The 19,162-nt window shown below is 65.1% G+C and carries 19 protein-coding genes; 4 read left to right on the top strand and 15 right to left on the bottom strand.

The window, feature by feature from the left end; genetic code table 11:
- Window positions 1-53: 53 nt before the first annotated feature.
- Window positions 54-1,139, top strand: coding sequence for a Gfo/Idh/MocA family oxidoreductase (locus EN853_RS18170; protein ID WP_127861009.1), 1,086 nt, complete (start codon window positions 54-56; stop codon window positions 1,137-1,139).
- Here the strand turns inward: EN853_RS18170 and EN853_RS18175 are convergent.
- Window positions 1,105-1,662 (bottom strand): hypothetical protein, encoded by a 558-nt coding sequence (locus tag EN853_RS18175; protein ID WP_127861008.1) that lies wholly within the window; start codon window positions 1,660-1,662, stop codon window positions 1,105-1,107. The two genes, EN853_RS18170 and EN853_RS18175, sit on opposite strands and share 35 nt — an antisense overlap.
- A 12-nt stretch (window positions 1,663-1,674) precedes the next feature.
- Window positions 1,675-2,505, bottom strand: coding sequence for a class I SAM-dependent methyltransferase (locus EN853_RS18180; protein ID WP_127861007.1), 831 nt, complete (start codon window positions 2,503-2,505; stop codon window positions 1,675-1,677).
- Window positions 2,506-2,589: 84 nt separating this feature from the next.
- Between EN853_RS18180 and EN853_RS18185 the strand changes: the two genes are divergently transcribed.
- A complete protein-coding gene (locus tag EN853_RS18185; RefSeq protein WP_127861006.1) occupies window positions 2,590-3,540 on the top strand; it encodes a LysR family transcriptional regulator in 951 nt (316 codons plus the stop codon).
- Between the two features lie 18 nt (window positions 3,541-3,558).
- Here the strand turns inward: EN853_RS18185 and EN853_RS18190 are convergent, their stop codons facing one another.
- Window positions 3,559-4,704: a DJ-1/PfpI family protein gene (locus tag EN853_RS18190; RefSeq protein WP_127861005.1), complete on the bottom strand. Its 1,146-nt coding sequence runs from the start codon at window positions 4,702-4,704 to the stop codon at window positions 3,559-3,561.
- Window positions 4,705-4,790: 86 nt separating this feature from the next.
- Here EN853_RS18190 and EN853_RS18195 point away from each other — a divergent pair, with 86 nt between their 5' ends.
- On the top strand, window positions 4,791-5,732 hold the full coding sequence (locus tag EN853_RS18195) for a GlxA family transcriptional regulator (RefSeq protein WP_127861004.1): 942 nt from the start codon (window positions 4,791-4,793) through the stop codon (window positions 5,730-5,732).
- A gap of 208 nt (window positions 5,733-5,940) precedes the next feature.
- On the opposite strand, the gene EN853_RS18200 is transcribed toward EN853_RS18195, so the two are convergent.
- Complete coding sequence (locus tag EN853_RS18200) at window positions 5,941-6,774, bottom strand: helix-turn-helix transcriptional regulator (protein ID WP_127861003.1); 834 nt, start codon at window positions 6,772-6,774, stop codon at window positions 5,941-5,943.
- A gap of 97 nt (window positions 6,775-6,871) precedes the next feature.
- Here EN853_RS18200 and EN853_RS18205 point away from each other — a divergent pair, with 97 nt between their 5' ends.
- Window positions 6,872-7,774 (top strand): SDR family oxidoreductase, encoded by a 903-nt coding sequence (locus EN853_RS18205; protein WP_127861002.1) that lies wholly within the window; start codon window positions 6,872-6,874, stop codon window positions 7,772-7,774.
- A gap of 57 nt (window positions 7,775-7,831) precedes the next feature.
- Here the strand turns inward: EN853_RS18205 and EN853_RS18210 are convergent, their stop codons facing one another.
- The 11 genes from EN853_RS18210 to tssH all read right to left on the bottom strand — a co-directional run bounded on the left by EN853_RS18210 (window position 7,832) and on the right by tssH (window position 18,963).
- Entirely contained in the window at window positions 7,832-8,539 is a 708-nt protein-coding gene (locus tag EN853_RS18210) for a GntR family transcriptional regulator (RefSeq protein ID WP_127861001.1), read from the bottom strand.
- Between the two features lie 107 nt (window positions 8,540-8,646).
- Entirely contained in the window at window positions 8,647-9,393 is a 747-nt protein-coding gene (locus EN853_RS18215) for an aspartate/glutamate racemase family protein (protein ID WP_127861000.1), read from the bottom strand.
- A gap of 13 nt (window positions 9,394-9,406) precedes the next feature.
- A complete protein-coding gene (locus tag EN853_RS18220; RefSeq protein ID WP_127860999.1) occupies window positions 9,407-10,129 on the bottom strand; it encodes an ABC transporter ATP-binding protein in 723 nt (240 codons plus the stop codon).
- On the bottom strand, window positions 10,126-10,905 hold the full coding sequence (locus EN853_RS18225) for an ABC transporter ATP-binding protein (protein WP_127860998.1): 780 nt from the start codon (window positions 10,903-10,905) through the stop codon (window positions 10,126-10,128). Before EN853_RS18225 ends, EN853_RS18220 begins: the two co-directional genes overlap by 4 nt.
- Window positions 10,906-10,908: 3 nt before the next feature.
- The gene (locus EN853_RS18230) at window positions 10,909-11,889 is read right to left on the bottom strand and encodes a branched-chain amino acid ABC transporter permease (protein WP_127860997.1); all 981 of its coding nucleotides are present in this window, start codon (window positions 11,887-11,889) and stop codon (window positions 10,909-10,911) included.
- Window positions 11,890-11,896: 7 nt separating this feature from the next.
- Entirely contained in the window at window positions 11,897-12,763 is an 867-nt protein-coding gene (locus EN853_RS18235) for a branched-chain amino acid ABC transporter permease (protein WP_127860996.1), read from the bottom strand.
- An 81-nt stretch (window positions 12,764-12,844) separates the two neighbouring features.
- The gene (locus EN853_RS18240; RefSeq protein ID WP_127860995.1) at window positions 12,845-14,047 is read right to left on the bottom strand and encodes an ABC transporter substrate-binding protein; all 1,203 of its coding nucleotides are present in this window, start codon (window positions 14,045-14,047) and stop codon (window positions 12,845-12,847) included.
- A 288-nt stretch (window positions 14,048-14,335) separates the two neighbouring features.
- Window positions 14,336-14,608 (bottom strand): hypothetical protein, encoded by a 273-nt coding sequence (locus tag EN853_RS18245; protein WP_127860994.1) that lies wholly within the window; start codon window positions 14,606-14,608, stop codon window positions 14,336-14,338.
- Between the two features lie 105 nt (window positions 14,609-14,713).
- Window positions 14,714-15,511, bottom strand: coding sequence for a sigma-70 family RNA polymerase sigma factor (locus EN853_RS18250; RefSeq protein WP_245517099.1), 798 nt, complete (start codon window positions 15,509-15,511; stop codon window positions 14,714-14,716).
- 62 nt (window positions 15,512-15,573) lie between these two features.
- Window positions 15,574-16,062: a carboxymuconolactone decarboxylase family protein gene (locus EN853_RS18255; protein ID WP_127860993.1), complete on the bottom strand. Its 489-nt coding sequence runs from the start codon at window positions 16,060-16,062 to the stop codon at window positions 15,574-15,576.
- Between the two features lie 90 nt (window positions 16,063-16,152).
- Entirely contained in the window at window positions 16,153-18,963 is a 2,811-nt protein-coding gene (gene tssH, locus EN853_RS18260) for a type VI secretion system ATPase TssH (protein ID WP_127860992.1), read from the bottom strand.
- Window positions 18,964-19,162 lie beyond the last annotated feature (199 nt).

The following is a 19,162-nucleotide window of genomic DNA, read 5'->3' on the forward strand; positions in this document are numbered from 1 at the left end:
TCAGCAGTTGGCCGTCGCGGCCGGCATAGAATGGAAATGCAAGGGAGTTTGCCGTGGCGCTGATCCGTGTCGGAGTTGTTGGACTTGGCGAGGTGGCGCAGTCGATCCATCTGCCGGTGCTGGCCGACCAGCGAGACCGCTGGGTTATCGCCGGCGTCCATGACGTCTCGCCGAGCTTGGTGTCGCTCGTCACGTCGGAATATCCGTCCGCCAAGGCATTCGAGACCGCCGAGGCGCTGATTGCTTCGCCCGACATCGACGCAGTGTTCGTGCTCTCCTCCGACGACACGCACAGCCGCTTCGTGCGCGCCGCCATCGCAGCCAACAAGCACATCCTGCTCGAGAAGCCCGCCTGCCTGACAGTGTGCGAGATCGACGAGCTGCTGGCGCTCAGCAAGGACTACGGGAAGACGATTTTCGTCGGCTATATGCGCCGCTACGCGCCGGCCTATCTGGCGGCACGGGAGGAATTGCCGACCCACGCCGACATCACCCATGTGCGCATCTTCGACCTAATTTCCGAGGGCAGACATTTCCTGAAGAAGAGCCAGAACGTCCTCTACCCGCAAGACATCGATCCGGCGATGCTTTCGCGCGGCGCCAAGGAGCGCGACGCGCTGATCCGCGAGGTGGTTGGCGAGGGTGCTTCCGCCGACCTGGTGCGGGCTTATCGCGGGCTGACGGCGCTTTCCTCGCATCACATATCGGCCATGCGCGGCTTGATCGGCGAGCCGAAGCGCGTGGTTGCGGCGCACCGGACCAATGGCGGCGCCAATACCAGCGTAACGTTCGACTACGGCCATTTCGCCTGCCTCTATGACGCGGTGGTCGACGATCTCGGCCTGTTCGATGCCATGATCGAGGTGCGCTCGAACACCAAGCGGGTGCGCATCATCTACGACACGCCCTATATCCGCAGCCTGCCGACGCGGTTTGAGGTGACGGAAGCCGGTCCGCTCGGCCCGGTGACGAAGGCGTTCGGCCCACTCTATGGCGACGCCTTCTCCAACGAGCTCGAGACTTTTCACCGCCACATCATGGAAGGCACCAAGCCGCTGACTGATCTCGCGGACTCGCGCCGCGACCTCGCGTTGATGGCCGAGATCATCGAGCGGATGAAGGAGAGCGGCGGGAATTGAGGCCGCCTGCTCCGTCATCGCCGGCCGCCGGCATGGCCTTGGGCTGACGACGCGCCAACAGATAGAAGGCGGCGATGTGCGTGATCATCAGCAGAGGCACATAGATGATCGGGATCGCGTAGGTCGCCCCCAACTGCCCGGCCAGCTCGGGCAGTTGAAGGACCGTGCCGTGATAGTAGTCGACGACAAGGTCGACGATTCCGACAAGATTGAAGGCGACGACGAGCGGCCAGAAGATCGACGGCCTCCTCACGGCCAGTAGCGCCAGCATGGCCAGAAGTCCGGTCGCGAAGTCGCCATAGGCGGCAAAGACGGCGAAGCCTGAGGGCAGGTTCGGACCGACGACGCCCGGAAGCAGGAAGACCAGCCCGAAGAAGCGGAAGCTGTGCAGCGTGGCGATGGCGCGCTGCGCCTCGACGTGGTCCATGAGCTTGAGCCTCGGCCAGATATAGGCGCCGAAGCAAAGCAGCCAGGGCACATAGCCCAGGACGAGATGGATGTTGAAGATCGTCGCCGGCGACATTTTAACCTCCTCTCAGCTCTTGGTCGGAACGGCTTCGAAGACGGCGGTCAGGATGCCGAGCCGGCCTTCCATCAGATTGCGTCCGAGGTTGGCGGCAAAATCCGCGAAACCCGGCCCCATGACGACGCCGAGGTTCAGCGAGGGCGGCGGTCCGGACGCCCGCAGCGCCGCGAACCAGGTCTTGGCTTCGGCGGTATCGTCCCGCTGGGCAAGCGTGCGGAACCCCGCTGCCTCGATCGCCTCGCAGGTCGCGGCGGCGGACAGCAGAAAACTCTCCGCCGGCGTCTTCGCCCAGGGAACTGGATAGTGCGGATCGCCGCCGTTCAGCACGACATCGAAGGTGGCGAATTTTCCGCCCGGCTTCAGCACGCGCCTGATCTCGCGATAAAGCAGCGGCCGGTCCGCGATGTTCATCGCCACGTGCTGCAGCAGCACGACGTCGAAACCGCCGTCGTCGAGGGGAAGCGCCAGCGCGCTGCCGGCCTTGAACGAAACGGCCCCGCCCTGCCCCGTCCGTGCGGTCAGATACTGCGCGGCTTCGACGAACGGCTCGCTGAGGTCGATGCCCGTCACCTCGCAGCTATGGGTCGCGGCGAGAAAACGGGCCGGCCCGCCCACGCCCGATCCGACGTCCAAGACCGACATGTCGGCGGCGATGCCGGCCAATTTGGCAAGCTCGGCCGTCGCGGCGAGCCCGCGTGTGTGGAACTGGTCGAGCGTAGCCAACTGTTCGGGCTTGAGCTGCTGTTCCTCGGGTCCAAACACAGCCAGCGCCGTCTTCAGCCGCTCGGTCAGGCCAGTCGCGCGGTAGTGATCGCGCACGCGATCGAAATCGTCTCTCATTGCCACTTCCCGTCAGGTTTCCAATACACGACACAGATACGTCTGCTTTCGCCCGGCAACTATCCGCTATAATGTCGACAGGCTATGAAGCAGAACTTCACAGTCCGGCATAGCGCGCTCGATGGCGTCGAGGCGTTCCTGAGCGTCGCCAAGCACCGCAATTTCCGCAAGGCGGCGGCGGAGCTCGCCGTCACGCCGTCGGCGGTCAGCCAGGCGGTGCGGACATTGGAAGCGCGCATCGGCGCGGCTCTCTTCACACGCACGACGCGTAGCGTCGGCCTGACCGAAGCCGGCGAGCGTTTCTTCTCGCGCGCGCGGCCAGCCTTCGAGGAATTGATCGCCGCGAGCGAGATCGCACGCGGAATCGGCCAGCGGCCGGCCGGGCTCCTGCGCCTCTCGGTACCGCCCGCGGTGGTGCCTATCCTGCTGGAGCCGATCATCGCCTCCTTCTGCCAGGCCTATCCCGAGATCGAGCTGGAGATCGTCGCCGGCGGCGAACTGGTCGACCTCGCGGCCGAGGGATTCGACGCCGGGATCCGAATGGGCGATCTGATCGCGCCCGACATGGTCGCGGTGCGACTGTCGCCGTCCTTCCCGATGGTGGTGGTCGGCAGTCCCGAGTACTTACGCCACCGAACGACGCCGGAGCGCATCGAGGACCTGCGCCACCACGCCTGCCTGCGCCTGCGCCGATCGAATGGTTCGGTCGCGCCATGGCGCTTCGCAAAGGGCAACAAAGCGATCGAGGCGATCGTCGCCGGGCCGCTCATCGCACACGACTACCCCACGCTCCTTGGGGCCGCGATCCAGGGTGCCGGGCTTGCTCAGGTGCCCAGTCCGATCGCCAATTCGGCAATCGCGGACGGACGCCTGGAGACGCTGCTGACGGCATTCGCCGTCACATCGCCGGGCGTCTTTCTCTACTACCCGGAAAGGCATCAGGTGCTGCCTAAGCTGCGCGCATTCATCGATCACATCCGCTCGCAAGGCAGCGGCGGCGCACGCGATGGGAGGCCTCTCAAAGCTGCGCGCTAGACGTGGTTCCGTTCGCCCTCATTGCGGCGTCCGCGGATATTCGAGCTGCATGGCAACGAAGTCCGTCGTGCGCGCACCGTAGCGGGCCGATATATCCCGAAGAGCCTGGTCGAGCGCCATTGCCGGCCGCGGGTCGGCCATGGCCGGGGCAAGGCGCTCCGCCGGCCAGTTTGCCGCAACCTGATCTGGGAGGATGCGGATGCCGTCGCGACTGAGGATCGCGCCACCCCGTCCGGCAAAGGTGACCGCGCCGGAGCGATAGGTTCGCGACCACGCGTCGGCCACCAGCGCCAGCGAGACCTCGTCCATGCCGGGCGTGAGCTGGATGCCGAGCTGCTCGTGATTGAGGAAGGCGAGCGTGTTGCCGATCGCGGTCAGCGCGAAGGGCCGGGTGAATTTGAAGGCGCCGCTGTCGTGCCGCGCATCCCAATGGTCGAGGCCGAGATCGCGGGCGACGGCTTCGGCCTTGTCGCGGCCGGCGATCGCCTCGATCAGGGTCAGCATCATCGGCATCGAGGCGGTGATGCCGGTCGTCGTCGCGACACCTTGGTCGACGACGTAGCGCCGGTCGGCGACGTAGCGGATCGTCGGATGCTTTTTGCGCAGTTCATTCAGCGAATACCAATGCGTCGTCGCACGCCTGCCGTCGAGCAGGCCGCTCTCGCCGACCACCTTGGCGCCGGCGCAGATGCCGATCACCGTCGCGCCCTTGGCGGATTGGCTTCTCAGCCATTCCATCACCTCGGGGTCGTCATCCCGCATCATGGCGGGGACGATGACATAGTCGGCGCCTTCCGGATGCTGCGCGTCGAACGCCGCTGTCGTCGCGTCGGGCTCGACCTGCAAGGCCGGATGCAGCTTGACGGACCCCGGCCACGTCGCCAGGGCGACGACATCGGCGACATCGGCGCGGCGCAGGATGCCGTAAGGCATCAGGTAATCGGTGGTCTCGGTGCCGTCGTTGATGCCGACGATCGCGATCAGCGGACGCTTGCGCTTCGTCGCCTTCAGCGCCGCCAGCGTGGCTTCGGCTTCACCGGCTTCAATCGCGGGCTGCACGGCGGCCACGGATGCCAAAGGCAGGGACAGCAGCCACGCCGCGCCGACCGCAGCGAAAATCAGGACGGCGCCGAGGGCGCTCCACAACACGATACGCAGGATCATGGCTCGTCTTCCTGTCGAACAGCTTGACCATAAGCCTAGCCCCGTTAGGCTTTGGCCGAAATGACATATATCGGGCAAAAACTGCCATGCGACGCACGATAGGCATCATCATCCATCCGGGATTCCAGTTGCTGGATGCCGCCGGACCTGCGGCGGCCTTCGAACTGGCGGAATACTACTGCCCCGGCAGCTACAGTCTCGACATGCTGGCGCCTGGCGGCGGCGAGATCGAGAGCTCGTCAGGCATGCGGCTTGCGGCGCGGCCCCTGTCCGTCGACATGCCACTCGACACCGCCATCATCTCCGGTGGCGAGATCATCCGCTCGATGACGGCAGCGCAGGAAATCGTTGCCTGGCTGCGGCAGGCCGGCGTGCGCAGGACGGCGAGCGTGTGCACCGGCGCCTACCTGCTGGCGGAGGCAGGTCTTCTCGACGGCCGGTCCGCCACCACGCATTGGTGGAGCACGGACGACTTCGCCCGCCGCTATCCGAAGGTGAAGCTCGACGCCGAGCGCATCTTCATCCGTGACGGCAGCGTGTGGACCTCGGCCGGCATTTCGGCCGGCATCGATCTGGCGCTGGCGCTGATCGAGGACGACCTCGGGCCGGCGATCGCGCGGCGCACCGCCCAGCAGCTCGTCGTGCACCAGCGCCGTCCCGGCGGCCAGTCGCAATTCTCAGGCCTGGTCGAGCTCGGCGGACGCTCTGGCCGCTTCGTGGATTTGATCGAATGGATGCGGACCAATCTCGACCAGCCGCTGACCGTCGAGCGCCTTGCCGACCGCGCGGCCATGAGCCTCAGAAATTTCGCCCGTGCCTTTGCGGCGGAAACCGGTACCACGCCGGCCAAGGCCGTGGAGCGCCTGCGCCTTGAAGCCGCGCGCATGGCGGTGGAGACCAGCCACGCGCCGCTCGACAGCATCGCCGAGGAGAGCGGCTTCGGCGACGCCGGCCGCATGCGCCGGGCTTTCCTCAGGAGCTTCGGCCAGCCGCCGCAGGCACTGAGGCGCGGGGCGGTGCGAAGCTGACGGATGCGCCGCTAGAGTTTCACCGATCCGACCCTCGCCGCTGAGGGAGGGCGGCTACCCTCTCCCAGCGGGCTCTTCTTCGCCCATTCGGCAGCGAAAGTCATAAGACAAGCGTTTCAGCGATTCATGGAATCGCCGAACCGCTCTAAGCATTTGTTTTTACGCAACTCCGAACGGAAAACCGTTACACACTTTTCCTGGAATTGGTCTAGGCGGAGCGCGACGCGATCAGCGATTGGATGCGTTCGGCGTCCGAGGCGTTTACGGGATTGTAGACCACCATGCCGAGTTCGGGACGGCCGTCGACCGCGAAAACCGAGAACTCCAGCTCGATCAGCCCGATCCCGGGATGCCGGAGGCGTTTCACGCCTTCGCCATGGCTGGCGACCAAGTCATTGTCCCGCCACAGCGCCTCGAACTCGGGGCTGATCCGGGACAGCTCTTCGACGAGTTCGGCGACCTCCGCTCCCGCGCCCGCGCGGGCGGCATCGGCCCTGAAGGACCCTACCACGAAACGGGCGACGCTTTGCCAGTCGTCCTGCGCGGCGCGCACGCGCGGGTTGCCGAACATAAGGCGCAGGATGTTGCGCTGCTCACGCGGCAGCTTTGAATAGTCGGTCAGCAATGCCGTGGCAGCGCGGTTCCAGGCGACCACGTCCCATGTCGCGGTCTTGATGATGGCCGGGCTGGGGTCCAAGGCGTCGAGCACGCGCTGCAGCCGGGGTGTCACGCTGTCCACATTTCTGTAGCGGACCTCCGGCGGCCTCCCGAGGCCGAGCATGAACAGATGCTCTCGTTCTGGCTCGGTCAGCATCAAGCCGGTGGCGATGCGGTTCAGCACATCCGCCGACGGCGCGCCGCCCCTGCCCTGCTCCAGCCAGGTGTACCAGGTCGGGCTGATGTTGGCGCGCTGCGCCACCTCTTCACGGCGCAGGCCCTGGGTGCGCCGGCGTCCGGTGGCGAAGCCGAAGGCGACCGGATCGAGGCGCATGCGGCGATCCCGCAGGAAATTGCCGAGCTTGTTGACGGTCTCCGCAGGCATGGCGATCCTATTGATAATTATACCATGATAAAGTCACTACTTTAACAGGATGATTTATAGCGCGAAAAGGACGTCCGAACAACATAGGAGATCCCCCATGCGTGTATTCCTTACCGGCGCGACCGGCTTCATTGGTTCCAGAGTCGTGCTCGAACTTCTTGCTGCCGGGCACCAGGTGCTTGGCCTGACCCGCTCCGATGCCGGTGCGCGGTCGCTTGCGTCCGCCGGCGCCGAAGCGCATCGCGGCGACCTCGAAGACCTCGACAGCCTTCGCGATGGCGCCGCAAAATCGGACGCGGTGATCCACACCGCCTTCGACCACAATTTCTCGAATTTCGTCGCGAATTGCGAGAAGGACAAGCGCGTGATCGAGGCGCTCGGCGGCGCGCTCGCCGGCTCGGACCGGCTGCTCATCATCACGTCGGGTGTGGGCATGGGCTCTGCCGAACACGGGCAGCCAGCGAAGGAAGACGTGTTCAACACCGACCATCCCAATCCGCGCATCCTGTCGGAGCTTACCGGCGCGGCGATGGCTGAGAAGGGTGTCAAAGTATCGGTGGTGCGCCTGCCACAGGTGCATGACACGGTGAAGCAGGGCCTGATCACACCGCTCATCGACCTGGCGCGCGCCAAGGGGGTCTCTGCCTATATCGGCGAAGGCCGCAACCGGTGGTCGGCGGCGCATGTGCTCGATGTCGCGAAGCTCTACCGCCTGGCGCTGGACAAGCAGCAAGCCGGCGTGCGCTACAACGCCGTCGCCGAGGAAGGCATCTCCGTGCGCGAGATCGCGCAAGTGATCGGCGCCGGCCTCAACGTGCCGGTGCTCTCGCTCTCACAGGAAGAAGCGGCAAACCATTACGGATGGCTTTCGATATTCGCGGGCCTCGATATGCCGGCTTCGAGCGAATGGACGCGTGCGCATCTCGGCTGGCAGCCGACCGGACCTGGCCTCATCGCCGACCTCAAGCGGGTGGACTATTCACTGGCGGCAGCAGCCTAGCCGACTTGCGGGGCGGTTCGGCAATCCCGCTGTACCGCCTCAATGTTGCAAGTTGGGTTAGGCGCGTAACAAATCCGCCAGGCTGTCCGACTTCTCCACCTTGTCGGTGAGGTCAAGCCCGGACAAAAGATCGACCAGGTGGCTGTTCATCAGGGCGGCGGCATTGGCGCTGTCGCCCGCTTCGATCGCGTCGACCAGCGCGTGATGGGCGTGCTTCTCGCAGGTCGCGTCGCGTCGCTTCCAGTAGAGCGCGATGATCAGCGAGGAATGCGAGACGAGGTCGCGCACGAAATTGGTGAACACCGAATGCGCGGCGATCTCGGCGATGCCGACATGGAAGCGCGCCGACAGCATGATGGCGTCGCTGTCGCGGCCGTCATGCAGCGCCTGATGCTCCTTCTCCAGATGCGCGCGCAGTTGTGCGATGTCGGCGGGCACCGCCGCTTTGGCGGCAAGTGCGGCCACCTTCGGCTCGATGAGCGCCCTGGCCTCGAATACTTCTCGCGCCTCGATCTTCGAGGGCTGCGCGACGAAAGCGCCGCGATTGGGCTCCAGCCGCGCCAGCCGGTCGTGGGCGAGAGCCTGCAACGCGGCGCGAACGACGGTGCGGCTTACGGAATAGATCGAGGCCAGTTCGTCCTCCGGCAACTTGGTGCCCGGGGCGAGACGATGGCTGACGATGGCGTCCCTCAGCCCATAGTAGATCGGCGACCAGCGCGCTGCCGGCCTGTCGTCGCGATCGTCTTCCTTAAGTACCGTCAACATGCTTTCAATGCACAGGCCCGATCCGGCCTGATCTGCCCCCAAATCGCCAGCAGCCGGTTCAATCTAATATCGCTCGCGCCCCGGTCAATCCCGCCGAATCCGTCGTGCTAACCTGGCGAATTGGCGTCGATCGGCGACGCCGAGGCGAAGATGCCGGCGAAACGCTTGCCGCGCGGCGCGGCATAGCCGCCCGCCTTCGATGTCCGCAAGCCGAGCTTGAACAGGCTCTCGGCCAGGGTGACCGCGCAGACGACGCCATCGAGCACCGGAACGCCGTGCTCCTGCGAAAGCTCGTGCGCGAGGTCGGCCATGCCGGCGCAGCCAAGCACGATCGCCTCGGCGTGATCCTCGCGGATGGCGCGCGCGATCTCGTGCGAAATCTTGTGCCGCGCGTTCGAGCCGGGCCGTTCGAGGTCGAGGACGGCGACTTCGGACGAGCGCACTTTGGCGCAACGCGACGCAAGGCCGTATTTCGCCAGATTGTGCTCGATGGCGGGAACCGAGCGGGCAAGCGTGGTGACGACGCTGAACTTGCCGGCGATCAGGCTGGCGAGATGGAAGGCCGCCTCGCCGATGCCGATGACCGGAGCCTCCGTCGCGCAGCGCGCGGCGTCGAGCCCGGTGTCGTCGAAGCAGGCGATCACAAAGGCGTCGGCCGCAGGCGCCTTGCCCATCTCGGCGATGATGCCCGGCACCGCGAAGACCTCGTCGAAATAGCCCTCGATGCTCGGCGGTCCGTCAACCGGATTGACGGCGACGATTTCGGTTCCCGCCGACGCGACGCTTTCCGCCGCCTTGCCGATCTTGGCGGTCATCGACGCTGTCGTGTTTGGGTTGATGACGAGTATGCGCATTTTGAAATCAGCCTCAGATCTCGCCGCCGAGATAAAGACGTTTGACCCGGTCGTCGGTCAGCAACTCGGCGGAGTTGCCGCTCAGCGCGACGCTGCCGGTGGTCAGCGCATAGGCGCGCTGCGAGATGCGCAGCGCCATGCGCGAATTCTGCTCGACCAGGAGAACGCTGACCTTCTCGTCGCGGTTGATGGCGACGATCGAGCGGGCGATGTCCTGGACGAGCTTCGGCGCGACGCCCAGCGACGGCTCGTCGAGCAGCAAAAGCTTCGGTTTCGCCATCAGCGCGCGGCCGATGACCAGCATCTGCTGCTCGCCGCCGCTCATCGTGCCGGCGGCCTGCGAGAAGCGCTCCTTGAGGCGCGGGAAGCGCCCCAGCACCATCTCCAGCGACGCGGCGATCTCGGATTTGCTCGAGCGCGTGAAGGCGCCCATCAGGAGGTTGTCCCTGACCGTCATATAGGGGAAGACGCGCCTGCCCTCCGGCACCATGGCGATGCCCATCTTGACGATCTCGTCGGGAGCGGCGCCGTCGATGCGCTTGCCGTTGTAGTGGATCTCGCCCGACCTGATCCTGTTGAGGCCGGTGATGGCGCGCAGGATCGACGACTTGCCGGCGCCGTTGGCGCCGATCAGCGCCACCGTCTCGCCTTCGTTGACCTCGAGCGAGACGCCCTTCAACGCGTAGACGTGATCGTAGTAGAGCTCGACGCCGGCGAAGTTCAGGATCTGGTTCATAGGCCGATCACCTCGTCTTCGCTGCCGAGATAGGCTTCGATCACCTTCTCGTCGGCCTGGATTTCCGACGGCGTTCCCTCGGCAATCTTCTGCCCGAAATTGAGGACCACGATGCGGTCCGATATCTTCATCACGGCCGGCATGTCGTGCTCGACGAGCAGGATGGTGAGGCCGAGATCGCGCAGGCGCCGCACCATCGCCACCATGCGCATCGTCTCCTCGTGGTTCATGCCGGCGAAGGGCTCGTCGAGCAGCAGGATCGATGGGTTGGTGGCAAGGCCGATGGCGATGCCCAAGGCCCGCAAATGGCCGTGCGGCAGGTTGCGGGCGGTCTCGTCGGCGAGCGAGGCCAGGCCAAGCAGCGCCAGGATCTCGTCGGCGGACTGCCCGAAAGCCGCCTCGTCGGCCCTCGCCGTGCCGGTGCCGAGGAAGAAGCCGGCAAGGCTCGCCTTCGAACGCAGATGGTGCGCGATGATGACGTTCTCGCGCACGCTCATGTTCTTGAATATCGTCGTCTCCTGGAAGGTTCGGACGACGCCCTTGCGGGCGGCGATGTGCGGCGCGAGGCCGGAGATACGCTCGCCCTTCAGGCGCACCTCGCCCGATGTCGGCCTAAGGAACGACGAGATCAGCTTGAACAGCGTCGACTTGCCGGCGCCGTTCGGGCCGATCACCGACAGGATCTCCTTCTCGCGCACCGAAAAGGAGACGTTGTTGACCGCGACCAGACCGCCGAAGCGTTTGCTGAGACCGGAGACTTCGAGCATTTCGGCCATGGCTCAAGCCTTCCTGCGGGTCGAAGCTGCGAGGCTGAGCAGGCCGTTGGGCAGCACCAGCATCAGGACGATCATCAGTCCGGAGTAGATCAGGAGCTGGAGCTCGCCGGTCTGGAACAACAGGTCCCAGCCGAAATAGAGCACCAGCGTGCCGAGCATCGGCCCGAACACGTAACCTAGGCCGCCAAGGAAGCAGTTCAGCATGAAGTTGACGGAATCGGTGACCGTGAAGCTCGACGGATAGATCGACTGCGAGATGGCGGCGAAGATGGCGCCGGCGACACCGCCGAAGAAGGAGGAGACGGCGTAGGCGATGACGCGCAGATAGGCGATGTTGACGCCGATCGAAGAGGCGAGCTCCTCGTTCTGCTGCAGCGACTGGCAGAGCTTGCCGATGCGCGAATGGACCAGCCTGTACATGACGCCGAAACAGACCACCATCAGCGTGACCGCCAGCAGGTAGAAGGCGAGCCGCGAGTTCTGCAGCGTGGCGAAATCAGGGATGATCGTCAGGCCGAAGACCGACAGCGCGCCGGGCAGCGGGATGCTGACGATGCCCTTGGCGCCGTTGGTGATCGGCAACGCCAGCGCCAAGAGCCGCGCGACCTCGGTCAGCGTCAGCGTCACCATGGCGAAGTAAACGCCGCGCAGCCGCAGGATCGGCAGGCCGATCAGCACGCTTGCGGCGGCGCAGAAGAGACCGGCCACGGGGAGCGTCAGCCAGAACGACCAGCCGTGGTTCATCACCAGTATGGCCGAGACATAGCCACCCGCCAGCGCATAGGCGCCCTGGCCGATGTTGATGCGGCCGATATAGAAGGTGAGCCAGACGCCGGCGCTGGCGATGCTGAGCAGCGCCACCGAGGTCAGCGTGTAATAGAGGTCGATGCGGCCGCTTGCCGAGATCGCGGCCGGAACGGCGATGAAGACGATCGCGAGGAAGGCTGCGACCGAGGCGATTTTCAGATTGCGACTGCGGGTCATGGTGCGATCAACCCCACGGCTTGCCCATCAGCCCGTTGGGGCGGATCGACAGGAACACCATCAGGGCGGCGAAGATGACGAGATAGGTGACATCGCCATATTCGCGCAGCACGGTCAGGCCGACCGACTCCATCATGCCGAGGATGAAGCCGCCGGCGATCGCGCCACCGACGACGCCGGCGCCGCCGATCATCACCATCAGGAAAGCCTTGATCGAGATCGGGCCGCCGATGCCCGAATTGACGCCGGTGATGGTGACCAGAAGGCCGCCGACGACGCCCGCCAGCATGGCGCCCATGGCAAAGCCGATCATCGAATAGCGGTCGACCCGCACCCCCATCAGTTGGGCCGCGACGCGGTCCTGGGCGAGCGCCCGCATGGCGCGGCCGACCCGGCTGTATTGCATGTAAAGCACGAAGGCAGCGATGAAGAGGATGGCCAAAGCGCCGACGACCAACCGGTCGTAAGGCATGATGATGCCTGCATCGTTGAAGACGCCCTTGACGATCTTTGGGACGCCGCGCTGCTTCTCGCCGAAGATGAGCAGAATGACCGCGTCGAAGAAGAACGCGGTCGCCGCGGCGAGCAGCATCGTGCTTTCCTCGCGGTGGCTGCGCCTGATGACGGTGCGGAAGAGGAACTTCTCCATCAGCGCGCCGATGACGGCGAGCGTCACGCCAGAGGCCAGCAGCGCCAGAACGAAAGGCAGGCCGAGCTGGCCATAGACGGTGTAGGTGATGAACCCGCCCAGCACGTACATCTGCCCATGGGCGAAGTTGAGCACGTTCATCAGGGCGAAGATCAGGGTGAGCCCAAGCGCGATCAGCGCGTATTGGGCACCGAGATACAATCCGTTGGCGATGACCTGTTCCATGGAGACCTTCGATCTTCCGCGGGGCCCGGGACAACACCCGGACCCCCGGTATGCGGGAGGAAGTAACCTAGGAACCCGACCCTAGTCGACGGAGCCGACGAACAGGGTCTGGAAAGCGCCGTCCTTGTATTCGTTGACCACCATCGGCACCGCCAGCTGGCGCTTCTGCCCGAAGGATGTCGAGCCGACATAGCTCAGCTTGGCGTCGCCCTTCAGGAAGGGATTGGGCGCCGAGAAGGTGTCGATGGTCTTCTTGAATTCGGCGACATCGTTGATGGCGGCGGGATTGGCCTTCAGCGTGTCGAGAATATATTCCAGCGCGTAGACCTTGGTGTTGGACTCGTCGTTGTATTCGCCAAACATCTTGGTGTAGCGGGCGACGAACTCCTTCATCTCGTCGGAGGCGATCTCCGGCGTGGAAGCGCCGCCGACGGAGATGAAGCCGTTGGCGTATTCGCCGGCGCCCTCTTCCAGAACCTTGGCGTCCTGCGCCGTTTCGGTCGAGATCAGGCCCTCGTAGCCGAGCTCGCGGGCGGCGCGGATGAGCAGCGGCGCGTTGGCCGGCGCCACGCCGGACAGCACCAGCAGATCGGGTTTCAGCGCCACGATCGGCGTCAGCACCGGCGTGAAGTCGCGGGTGTCGTTCTGGTAGGTGTCGTTCTGGGCGACGACGTCGAGCCCGAGTGCCTTGGCCGCCTCGACGCCGCTGTCACGCTGGCTGAGCGGGTCGGATTCGTTTGCGGCGACAAAGGCGATCGTCTTCACGCCCTTGTTTTCCTTGAGGTATTTGTAGATCGCCGGGCCCGACTGGTAGTTGGCGATCATGCCGAGCACCGCGTTAGAGGCCGGCTTCTGGTAGAGCGCCTTGGGGAAGGCATAGGGGAAATAGATGATGCCGTTGGCCTCGGCGACGGGGCGCACCGCGGCGGCGCCGTCATCGACATTCGGTCCGACGACATAGTGGATGCCTTCCTGCGCCATCTTCTCCATACCGGCGATGGCGCGCTTGGGGTCCTTCTGGTCGTCGAAGGTGACGATGTTGATGTTGTAGGTGTCGTCGCCGATCTTGACGCCGCCTTTTTCGTTGAGCCAGGCGGCGCGCGTCTGCATCGAGCGCACATTGGAGGTGCCCCAGGCGGCGGCAGGGCCGCTGGTGACGCCAACGAAGCCGATCTTCAGTTCCTTGTTTTCAGCCTGCGCGGACGGAATGCCGACAGCGGCGATGGCCAGGGTCGAGACGGCGCCAAGCACCATCGATTTCAGAGTCGAGCGTCGATTGATCATTTTGCGGTTCCCCTTTGGTTATCGCGCCTTGTGTTTTGCTCTCAGGCTGCGCGGATAGCTAAAGGGAAACCGACTGCGAAAGATTGTCAACATCATTCTTCATTATTGTATACAATACCTGGGCCAAATGTGTGCGATGGCCTATGGCGCGCGCAGGGGGCGGCAGCAACCAGCAGTTGGCCGTCCGACCAGCCAGCCCTCGGCAAACCCGACCAGGATTGACAGGAGTAGCCGTGGTCGCGACTTGTCGAGCGGCCGTGCGGTGTAAAAAGCCGCCCTGAGCGGCAGCTATTTTCCGCAGTGATGATCGTTGATCTTGTTCAACGCATTCGCGTCCGGCCCGGTCCGGTGATAGGAGCAGGCACCCGCCGCCGTAGTGACCAGCATGGCGTCATAGTAGCGAGGTCCGCCGAACAGGATATCGATGAGGTCGCCTTCGGCCGGAACATAGCGTTCCTGCTGGACCGGGTGCCTGTGGTGCCGATCGCCGGCGAACGCCGTGCCAGACACGCCAATGGCCGCGGCTAGAACGAAAGCGGAGATCGCAAGGTTTTTCGTCATTGTCAGCACCCCTTCTGGCCGTCTCGGTACCCAAACATATAGCCAAAATCGTCAACGGGACAAAGGTTCCGACAGCCGTGTTGCAGGTGGGGTTCTCTCCGGTCGCTAGTGCAGATGCCGCAGCTTGTCGGGATTGCGCATCACATAGATCGCCGCGATCTTGCCGTCCTCGATGTCCAGCGCAGTCGTCTGGAGCTCGCCATCGGCCTCGAGCGTGACGAAGCCGGGCAACCCGTTGATGAAGCCAAAGCGGACAAGCTGCGAGCGATTGCCCTTAAGCCAGGCGATGACGGTCTCGTACTGTTTCATCACGGCATCGAATCCGAAGACCGGCTCTATCGCCGCCGGGCGCTTGCCGCCGCCGTCGGCATGGGCGCTGACGTCGGCGCTCAGCATGGCGCCGAGCGCCTTCATGTCGCCGCTGCGCGAGGCGTTGAAGAAGGCTTCCGCAAGCTCAAGGCCGCGCTCTTTCTCGACCTTGAAGCGCGGCCGCGCCTCGCGGACATGGCTGCGCGCGCGGGCGGCGAGCTGACGGCAGGCGGCGGGATCGCGCTCGATCTCCGCCGCGACCTCCTCGAACTGCAGCCCGAACACGTCGTGCAGCAGGAAGGCCGCCCGCTCGAGCGGCGACAGGCGCTCCAGCGCCAGCATCAGCGGCAGGCTGACATCATCGACCTCGTCGTCCTCGACGACTGGCTCGGGAAGCCAGGAGCCGACATAGCTCTCGCGCTGGCGGCGGGCGGATTTGAGCTGGTCGAGGCAGAGGCGCGTGACCGTGCGGCGCAGAAAAGCCTCAGGCTCGCGCACCGCGGCGCGGTCGGCCCTCATCCAGCGGATGAAGGCCTCCTGCACGATGTCCTCGGCATCCGCCACAGAGCCCAGCATGCGGTAGGCGACCCGCATGAGCTTCGGGCGCAGCGGCTCGAACGCCGCCGCCGCGCCCGCGGATGATGCCGGCTCCGTCGTCAAGCTGCGGCCGCCTTGTTGGAGGCCTTCGCGTTGGCAGCCTTCACGGCCGCCGGATCGACAAAGCCGCCGAAGCCGACCGCGATGCGGTTCCAGCCGTTGATGATGTTGATCATCAGGGTGAGCTTCACCCGCTCCTCCTCGGTGAAATGGTCCTTCAGCGCTACATAGGCGGCCTCGTGGGTGTGGCCTTCGCTGATCCGCGTCAGCGCCTCGGTCCAGCCCAGCGCGGCGCGCTCGCGGTCGGTGTAGCATGGCGCCTCGCGCCAGGCCGACAGCAAATAGATGCGCTGCTCGGTTTCGCCGCGTTCGCGGGCATAGGTCGAGTGCATGTTGATGCAGTTGGCGCAGCCGTTGATCTGCGAGGATCGGATCTCGATGAGCTCGGCGAGAGCCGGATCGAGGCTGGATGCGATGGCCAAAGAGGCGCGGTGCCATTCCTTCATCAGCGAAGGGGCGGCGGCAAGGGGATCAAGTCTGGCAGTCATGGTCGGTTCCTTTCGTTGGTTCCGACCTCATGACGAGCGACGACCCGCCGAATGTGACATCGACGCCAATTTTTCTGCGCCCAGCCCCCGCTACTCGAAGGAATAGGTGAACCCTTCCGCCGAGGCGCCGACCGTGACCTTCGTCATCTTCTCGCCGTCCAGCGAGCGGTTGAGCAGGCCGCGGCTGAGTTCCGGGAGCAGCGTGTTGGTGAGGATGGCGTCGATCATGCGACCGCCGGATTCGATCTCGGTGCAGCGCGCCTTGACCAGATCCATGACGCCGTCGCCGATGACCAGCTCGGCATCGTTGGTCGCCTTGAGGCGCCGCGCGATCTTGGCGAACTGGTGGCGGGTGATCGCCTCGATCATGGAATCCGACAGCGGATAGTAGGGAATGGTCACCACCCGGCCGAGGAACGCCGCCGGGAAGACTTTCAGCAACGGGGTGCGCAGCGCGGTGTCCAGATCGTCGATCCCGGTCCGCACCGCGCCGTTCTTCGTACGCTCCATGATGACGTCCGAGCCGACGTTCGAGGTAAGCAGGATCAGCGTGTTCTTGAAGTCGATGCGACGGCCCTCGCTATCGTCCATCATGCCCTTGTCGAAGACCTGGAAGAAGATCTCGTGGACGTCCGGATGCGCCTTCTCGACCTCGTCGAGTAGGATCACCGAGTAAGGCTTGCGCCGCACCGCCTCGGTCAGGATGCCGCCCTTGCCGTAGCCGACGTAGCCGGGCGGCGCGCCCTTCAGCGTCGAGACGGTATGCGCTTCCTGGAACTCGGACATGTTGATCGAGATCAGGTTCTGCTCGCCGCCGTATAGCGTCTCGGCGAGCGCCAGCGCGGTCTCCGTCTTGCCGACACCTGAAGGCCCGCAGAGCAGGAACACCCCCACCGGCTTTTCCGGGGCGCCGAGGCCGGCCCGACTGGTTTGCACGCGCTTGGCGATCATCTCCATCGCATGGTCCTGGCCGACCACGCGCTCGGACAAGGTGGCCGCGAGCTTCAGCGCCTTCTCGGTCTGGCTGGAGAGCATCCGTCCGGTCGGGATACCGGTCCAGTCCTGCACCACGGCGGCGACAGCATTGCGGTCGACCGAAGGCAGGATCAGCGGCGTCTCGCCCTGCGCCGCGGCAAGTTCCGCCATCAATTCGCGCAGCCGCGCGAGATCGGCGGCGGCTTCATCCACCGGCTCAGCGGAAGCTGCTTCGGCCTTTGCAGCCGCCTTGGTTTTCGAAGCCTTGGCTCTCTTGGTCTCGACAGTCTTGCTCTCGGCGAGCTTTTGCTCAGGTGCTTTTGCTGCACCCGCCACGCTCTCCGTTTCCGCGACAGCCTCTTCGGCTGCCGCCGCATCGAGCGGCACCCCTTCGCCGCGCAGTTTGGCGCGCAGGTCGAGGATCTCGGCGACCAGCGCCTTCTCCCGGTCCCAGCGCGCCTGGGCGGCGGCAAGCGTCGTTTCGGTTTCGGCCAGCCCGGCCGCGACCCTGGCCTGCCGGTCGGCGACGTCGATGCCGATCGCCGCCTCGCGGCCGATGATGCCTTGCTCGACCTCCAGCGCCTGGCGGCGGCGCAGAATGTCCTCGACCTCGGCGGGCGTCGCATGCTGCGAAACGGCGACGCGAGCACAGGCGGTGTCGAGCAGGCTGACGGCCTTGTCCGGCAGTTGCCGCGCCGGGATGTAGCGGTGCGAAAGGGCAACCGACGCCTCGATCGCCTCGTCCAGGACCTGCACCTTGTGGTGCTGCTCCAGCACCCCGGCAACGCCGCGCAGCATCAGCACGGCCACCGCTTCGGACGGCTCCTCGATCCTGACCACCTGGAAGCGGCGGGTCAGCGCCGGGTCCTTCTCGATGTGCTGCTTGTATTCGGCCCAGGTCGTGGCGGCAATGGTGCGCAGCTCGCCGCGCGCCAATGCCGGTTTCAAGAGATTGGCGGCATCGCCTGTTCCCGCAGCGCCCCCGGCGCCGATCAGCGTATGCGCCTCGTCGATGAACAGGATGATCGGCACTTCGGATGCCTGGACTTCGTCGATCACCGCCTTCAGGCGCTTCTCGAATTCGCCCTTGACGCTGGCGCCCGCCTGCATCAGCCCGACATCGAGCATGCGCACGCTGACGTTCTCAAGCGTCGGCGGCACGTCGCCCTGCGCGATGCGCAGTGCAAAGCCCTCGACCACCGCCGTCTTGCCGACCCCCGCCTCGCCGGTGAGGATCGGGTTGTTTTGCCGGCGTCGCATCAGGATGTCGACGATCTGCCGGATCTCCGGATCGCGGCCGACGACCGGATCGATCTTGCCGTCGCGGGCGCGCTGGGTGAGGTCTGTCGCATATTTCGCCAGCGCCGAATCCCCGCCAGGACCGCGCTTCATCGGCGTCTCCGTGACGGCTGCGGCGGGAGGTGAGCCGGCTTCGAGCGAGCCTTCGGTGACATCGGCGAAGCGGGAAATGACCCCGTCCGCATCGATCCTGTCGAACTCGGCGCTGATCTTGGAGACCAGGCCTTCCAGCACCGGCGTCTTCAGGCAGGCAAGCAGGATGTGAGAGCTTCGCACCTCCTCGACGCCGAATTCCAGCGTCGCAAGGTTCCAGCCTTCCTGGATGGCGTGGAAGATATGGTCGGAGAATTCCTCCACCGAGGTCGCACCATAGGGCAGCTTGTCGACCGCCCGGGTCAGGTCGGCGGTGAGCCGGCTGACATCCAGCCCGGCGTCGGCGACGATCATCTGCACGTCCGAGCGCTCGGAGAGCACCAACTGCTGGATGAAATGGACGAGCTCGACATAGGGGTTGCCGCGCAGCTTGGCGGTGTCGGCCGCGGCCTTGAAGGCGCGCACCCCCGTGGCGTTGAGCTTGGCGACCAGTTCCTTACGCTTGAAGCTCTGCGATGACCGGCGCTGTTCCATCGAACCTGCTCCCGCAATCTGCCGACCGTACCCTGCCATATAAGCGGCTACTTGACAAAGTCGTGTGACGAATAAGGCGTTCGGATCCCCCCGGGCGGCACCGCCCGGTTACACAAGCCTTGCAAACTCGTCCAACAAACACCGGATTACTGTCCGGGCTATGCGAGCCATTTCACATACCGGGCCCGGCAATCGCGCA

This window comes from Mesorhizobium sp. M1C.F.Ca.ET.210.01.1.1 (assembly GCF_004791585.1).
In the GTDB taxonomy this organism is placed as follows: Bacteria; Pseudomonadota; Alphaproteobacteria; order Rhizobiales; family Rhizobiaceae; genus Mesorhizobium.

What these genes read in the sequence shown, in the direction of transcription:
- EN853_RS18245 (WP_127860994.1), bottom strand. Translation starts at nt 14,608, where the DNA reads ATGACGAAAAACCTTGCGATCTCCGCTTTCGTTCTAGCCGCGGCCATT.
- EN853_RS18235 (WP_127860996.1), bottom strand. Translation starts at nt 12,763, where the DNA reads ATGGAACAGGTCATCGCCAACGGATTGTATCTCGGTGCCCAATACGCG.
- EN853_RS18190 (WP_127861005.1), bottom strand. Translation starts at nt 4,704, where the DNA reads ATGATCCTGCGTATCGTGTTGTGGAGCGCCCTCGGCGCCGTCCTGATT.
- EN853_RS18205 (WP_127861002.1), top strand. Translation starts at nt 6,872, where the DNA reads ATGCGTGTATTCCTTACCGGCGCGACCGGCTTCATTGGTTCCAGAGTC.
- EN853_RS18215 (WP_127861000.1), bottom strand. Translation starts at nt 9,393, where the DNA reads ATGCGCATACTCGTCATCAACCCAAACACGACAGCGTCGATGACCGCC.
- EN853_RS18175 (WP_127861008.1), bottom strand. Translation starts at nt 1,662, where the DNA reads ATGTCGCCGGCGACGATCTTCAACATCCATCTCGTCCTGGGCTATGTG.
- EN853_RS18185 (WP_127861006.1), top strand. Translation starts at nt 2,590, where the DNA reads ATGAAGCAGAACTTCACAGTCCGGCATAGCGCGCTCGATGGCGTCGAG.
- EN853_RS18200 (WP_127861003.1), bottom strand. Translation starts at nt 6,774, where the DNA reads ATGCCTGCGGAGACCGTCAACAAGCTCGGCAATTTCCTGCGGGATCGC.
- EN853_RS18225 (WP_127860998.1), bottom strand. Translation starts at nt 10,905, where the DNA reads ATGGCCGAAATGCTCGAAGTCTCCGGTCTCAGCAAACGCTTCGGCGGT.
- EN853_RS18250 (WP_245517099.1), bottom strand. Translation starts at nt 15,511, where the DNA reads ATGCGGGTCGCCTACCGCATGCTGGGCTCTGTGGCGGATGCCGAGGAC.
- EN853_RS18255 (WP_127860993.1), bottom strand. Translation starts at nt 16,062, where the DNA reads ATGACTGCCAGACTTGATCCCCTTGCCGCCGCCCCTTCGCTGATGAAG.
- tssH (WP_127860992.1), bottom strand. Translation starts at nt 18,963, where the DNA reads ATGGAACAGCGCCGGTCATCGCAGAGCTTCAAGCGTAAGGAACTGGTC.
- EN853_RS18240 (WP_127860995.1), bottom strand. Translation starts at nt 14,047, where the DNA reads ATGATCAATCGACGCTCGACTCTGAAATCGATGGTGCTTGGCGCCGTC.
- EN853_RS18180 (WP_127861007.1), bottom strand. Translation starts at nt 2,505, where the DNA reads ATGAGAGACGATTTCGATCGCGTGCGCGATCACTACCGCGCGACTGGC.
- EN853_RS18210 (WP_127861001.1), bottom strand. Translation starts at nt 8,539, where the DNA reads ATGTTGACGGTACTTAAGGAAGACGATCGCGACGACAGGCCGGCAGCG.
- EN853_RS18230 (WP_127860997.1), bottom strand. Translation starts at nt 11,889, where the DNA reads ATGACCCGCAGTCGCAATCTGAAAATCGCCTCGGTCGCAGCCTTCCTC.
- EN853_RS18195 (WP_127861004.1), top strand. Translation starts at nt 4,791, where the DNA reads ATGCGACGCACGATAGGCATCATCATCCATCCGGGATTCCAGTTGCTG.
- EN853_RS18220 (WP_127860999.1), bottom strand. Translation starts at nt 10,129, where the DNA reads ATGAACCAGATCCTGAACTTCGCCGGCGTCGAGCTCTACTACGATCAC.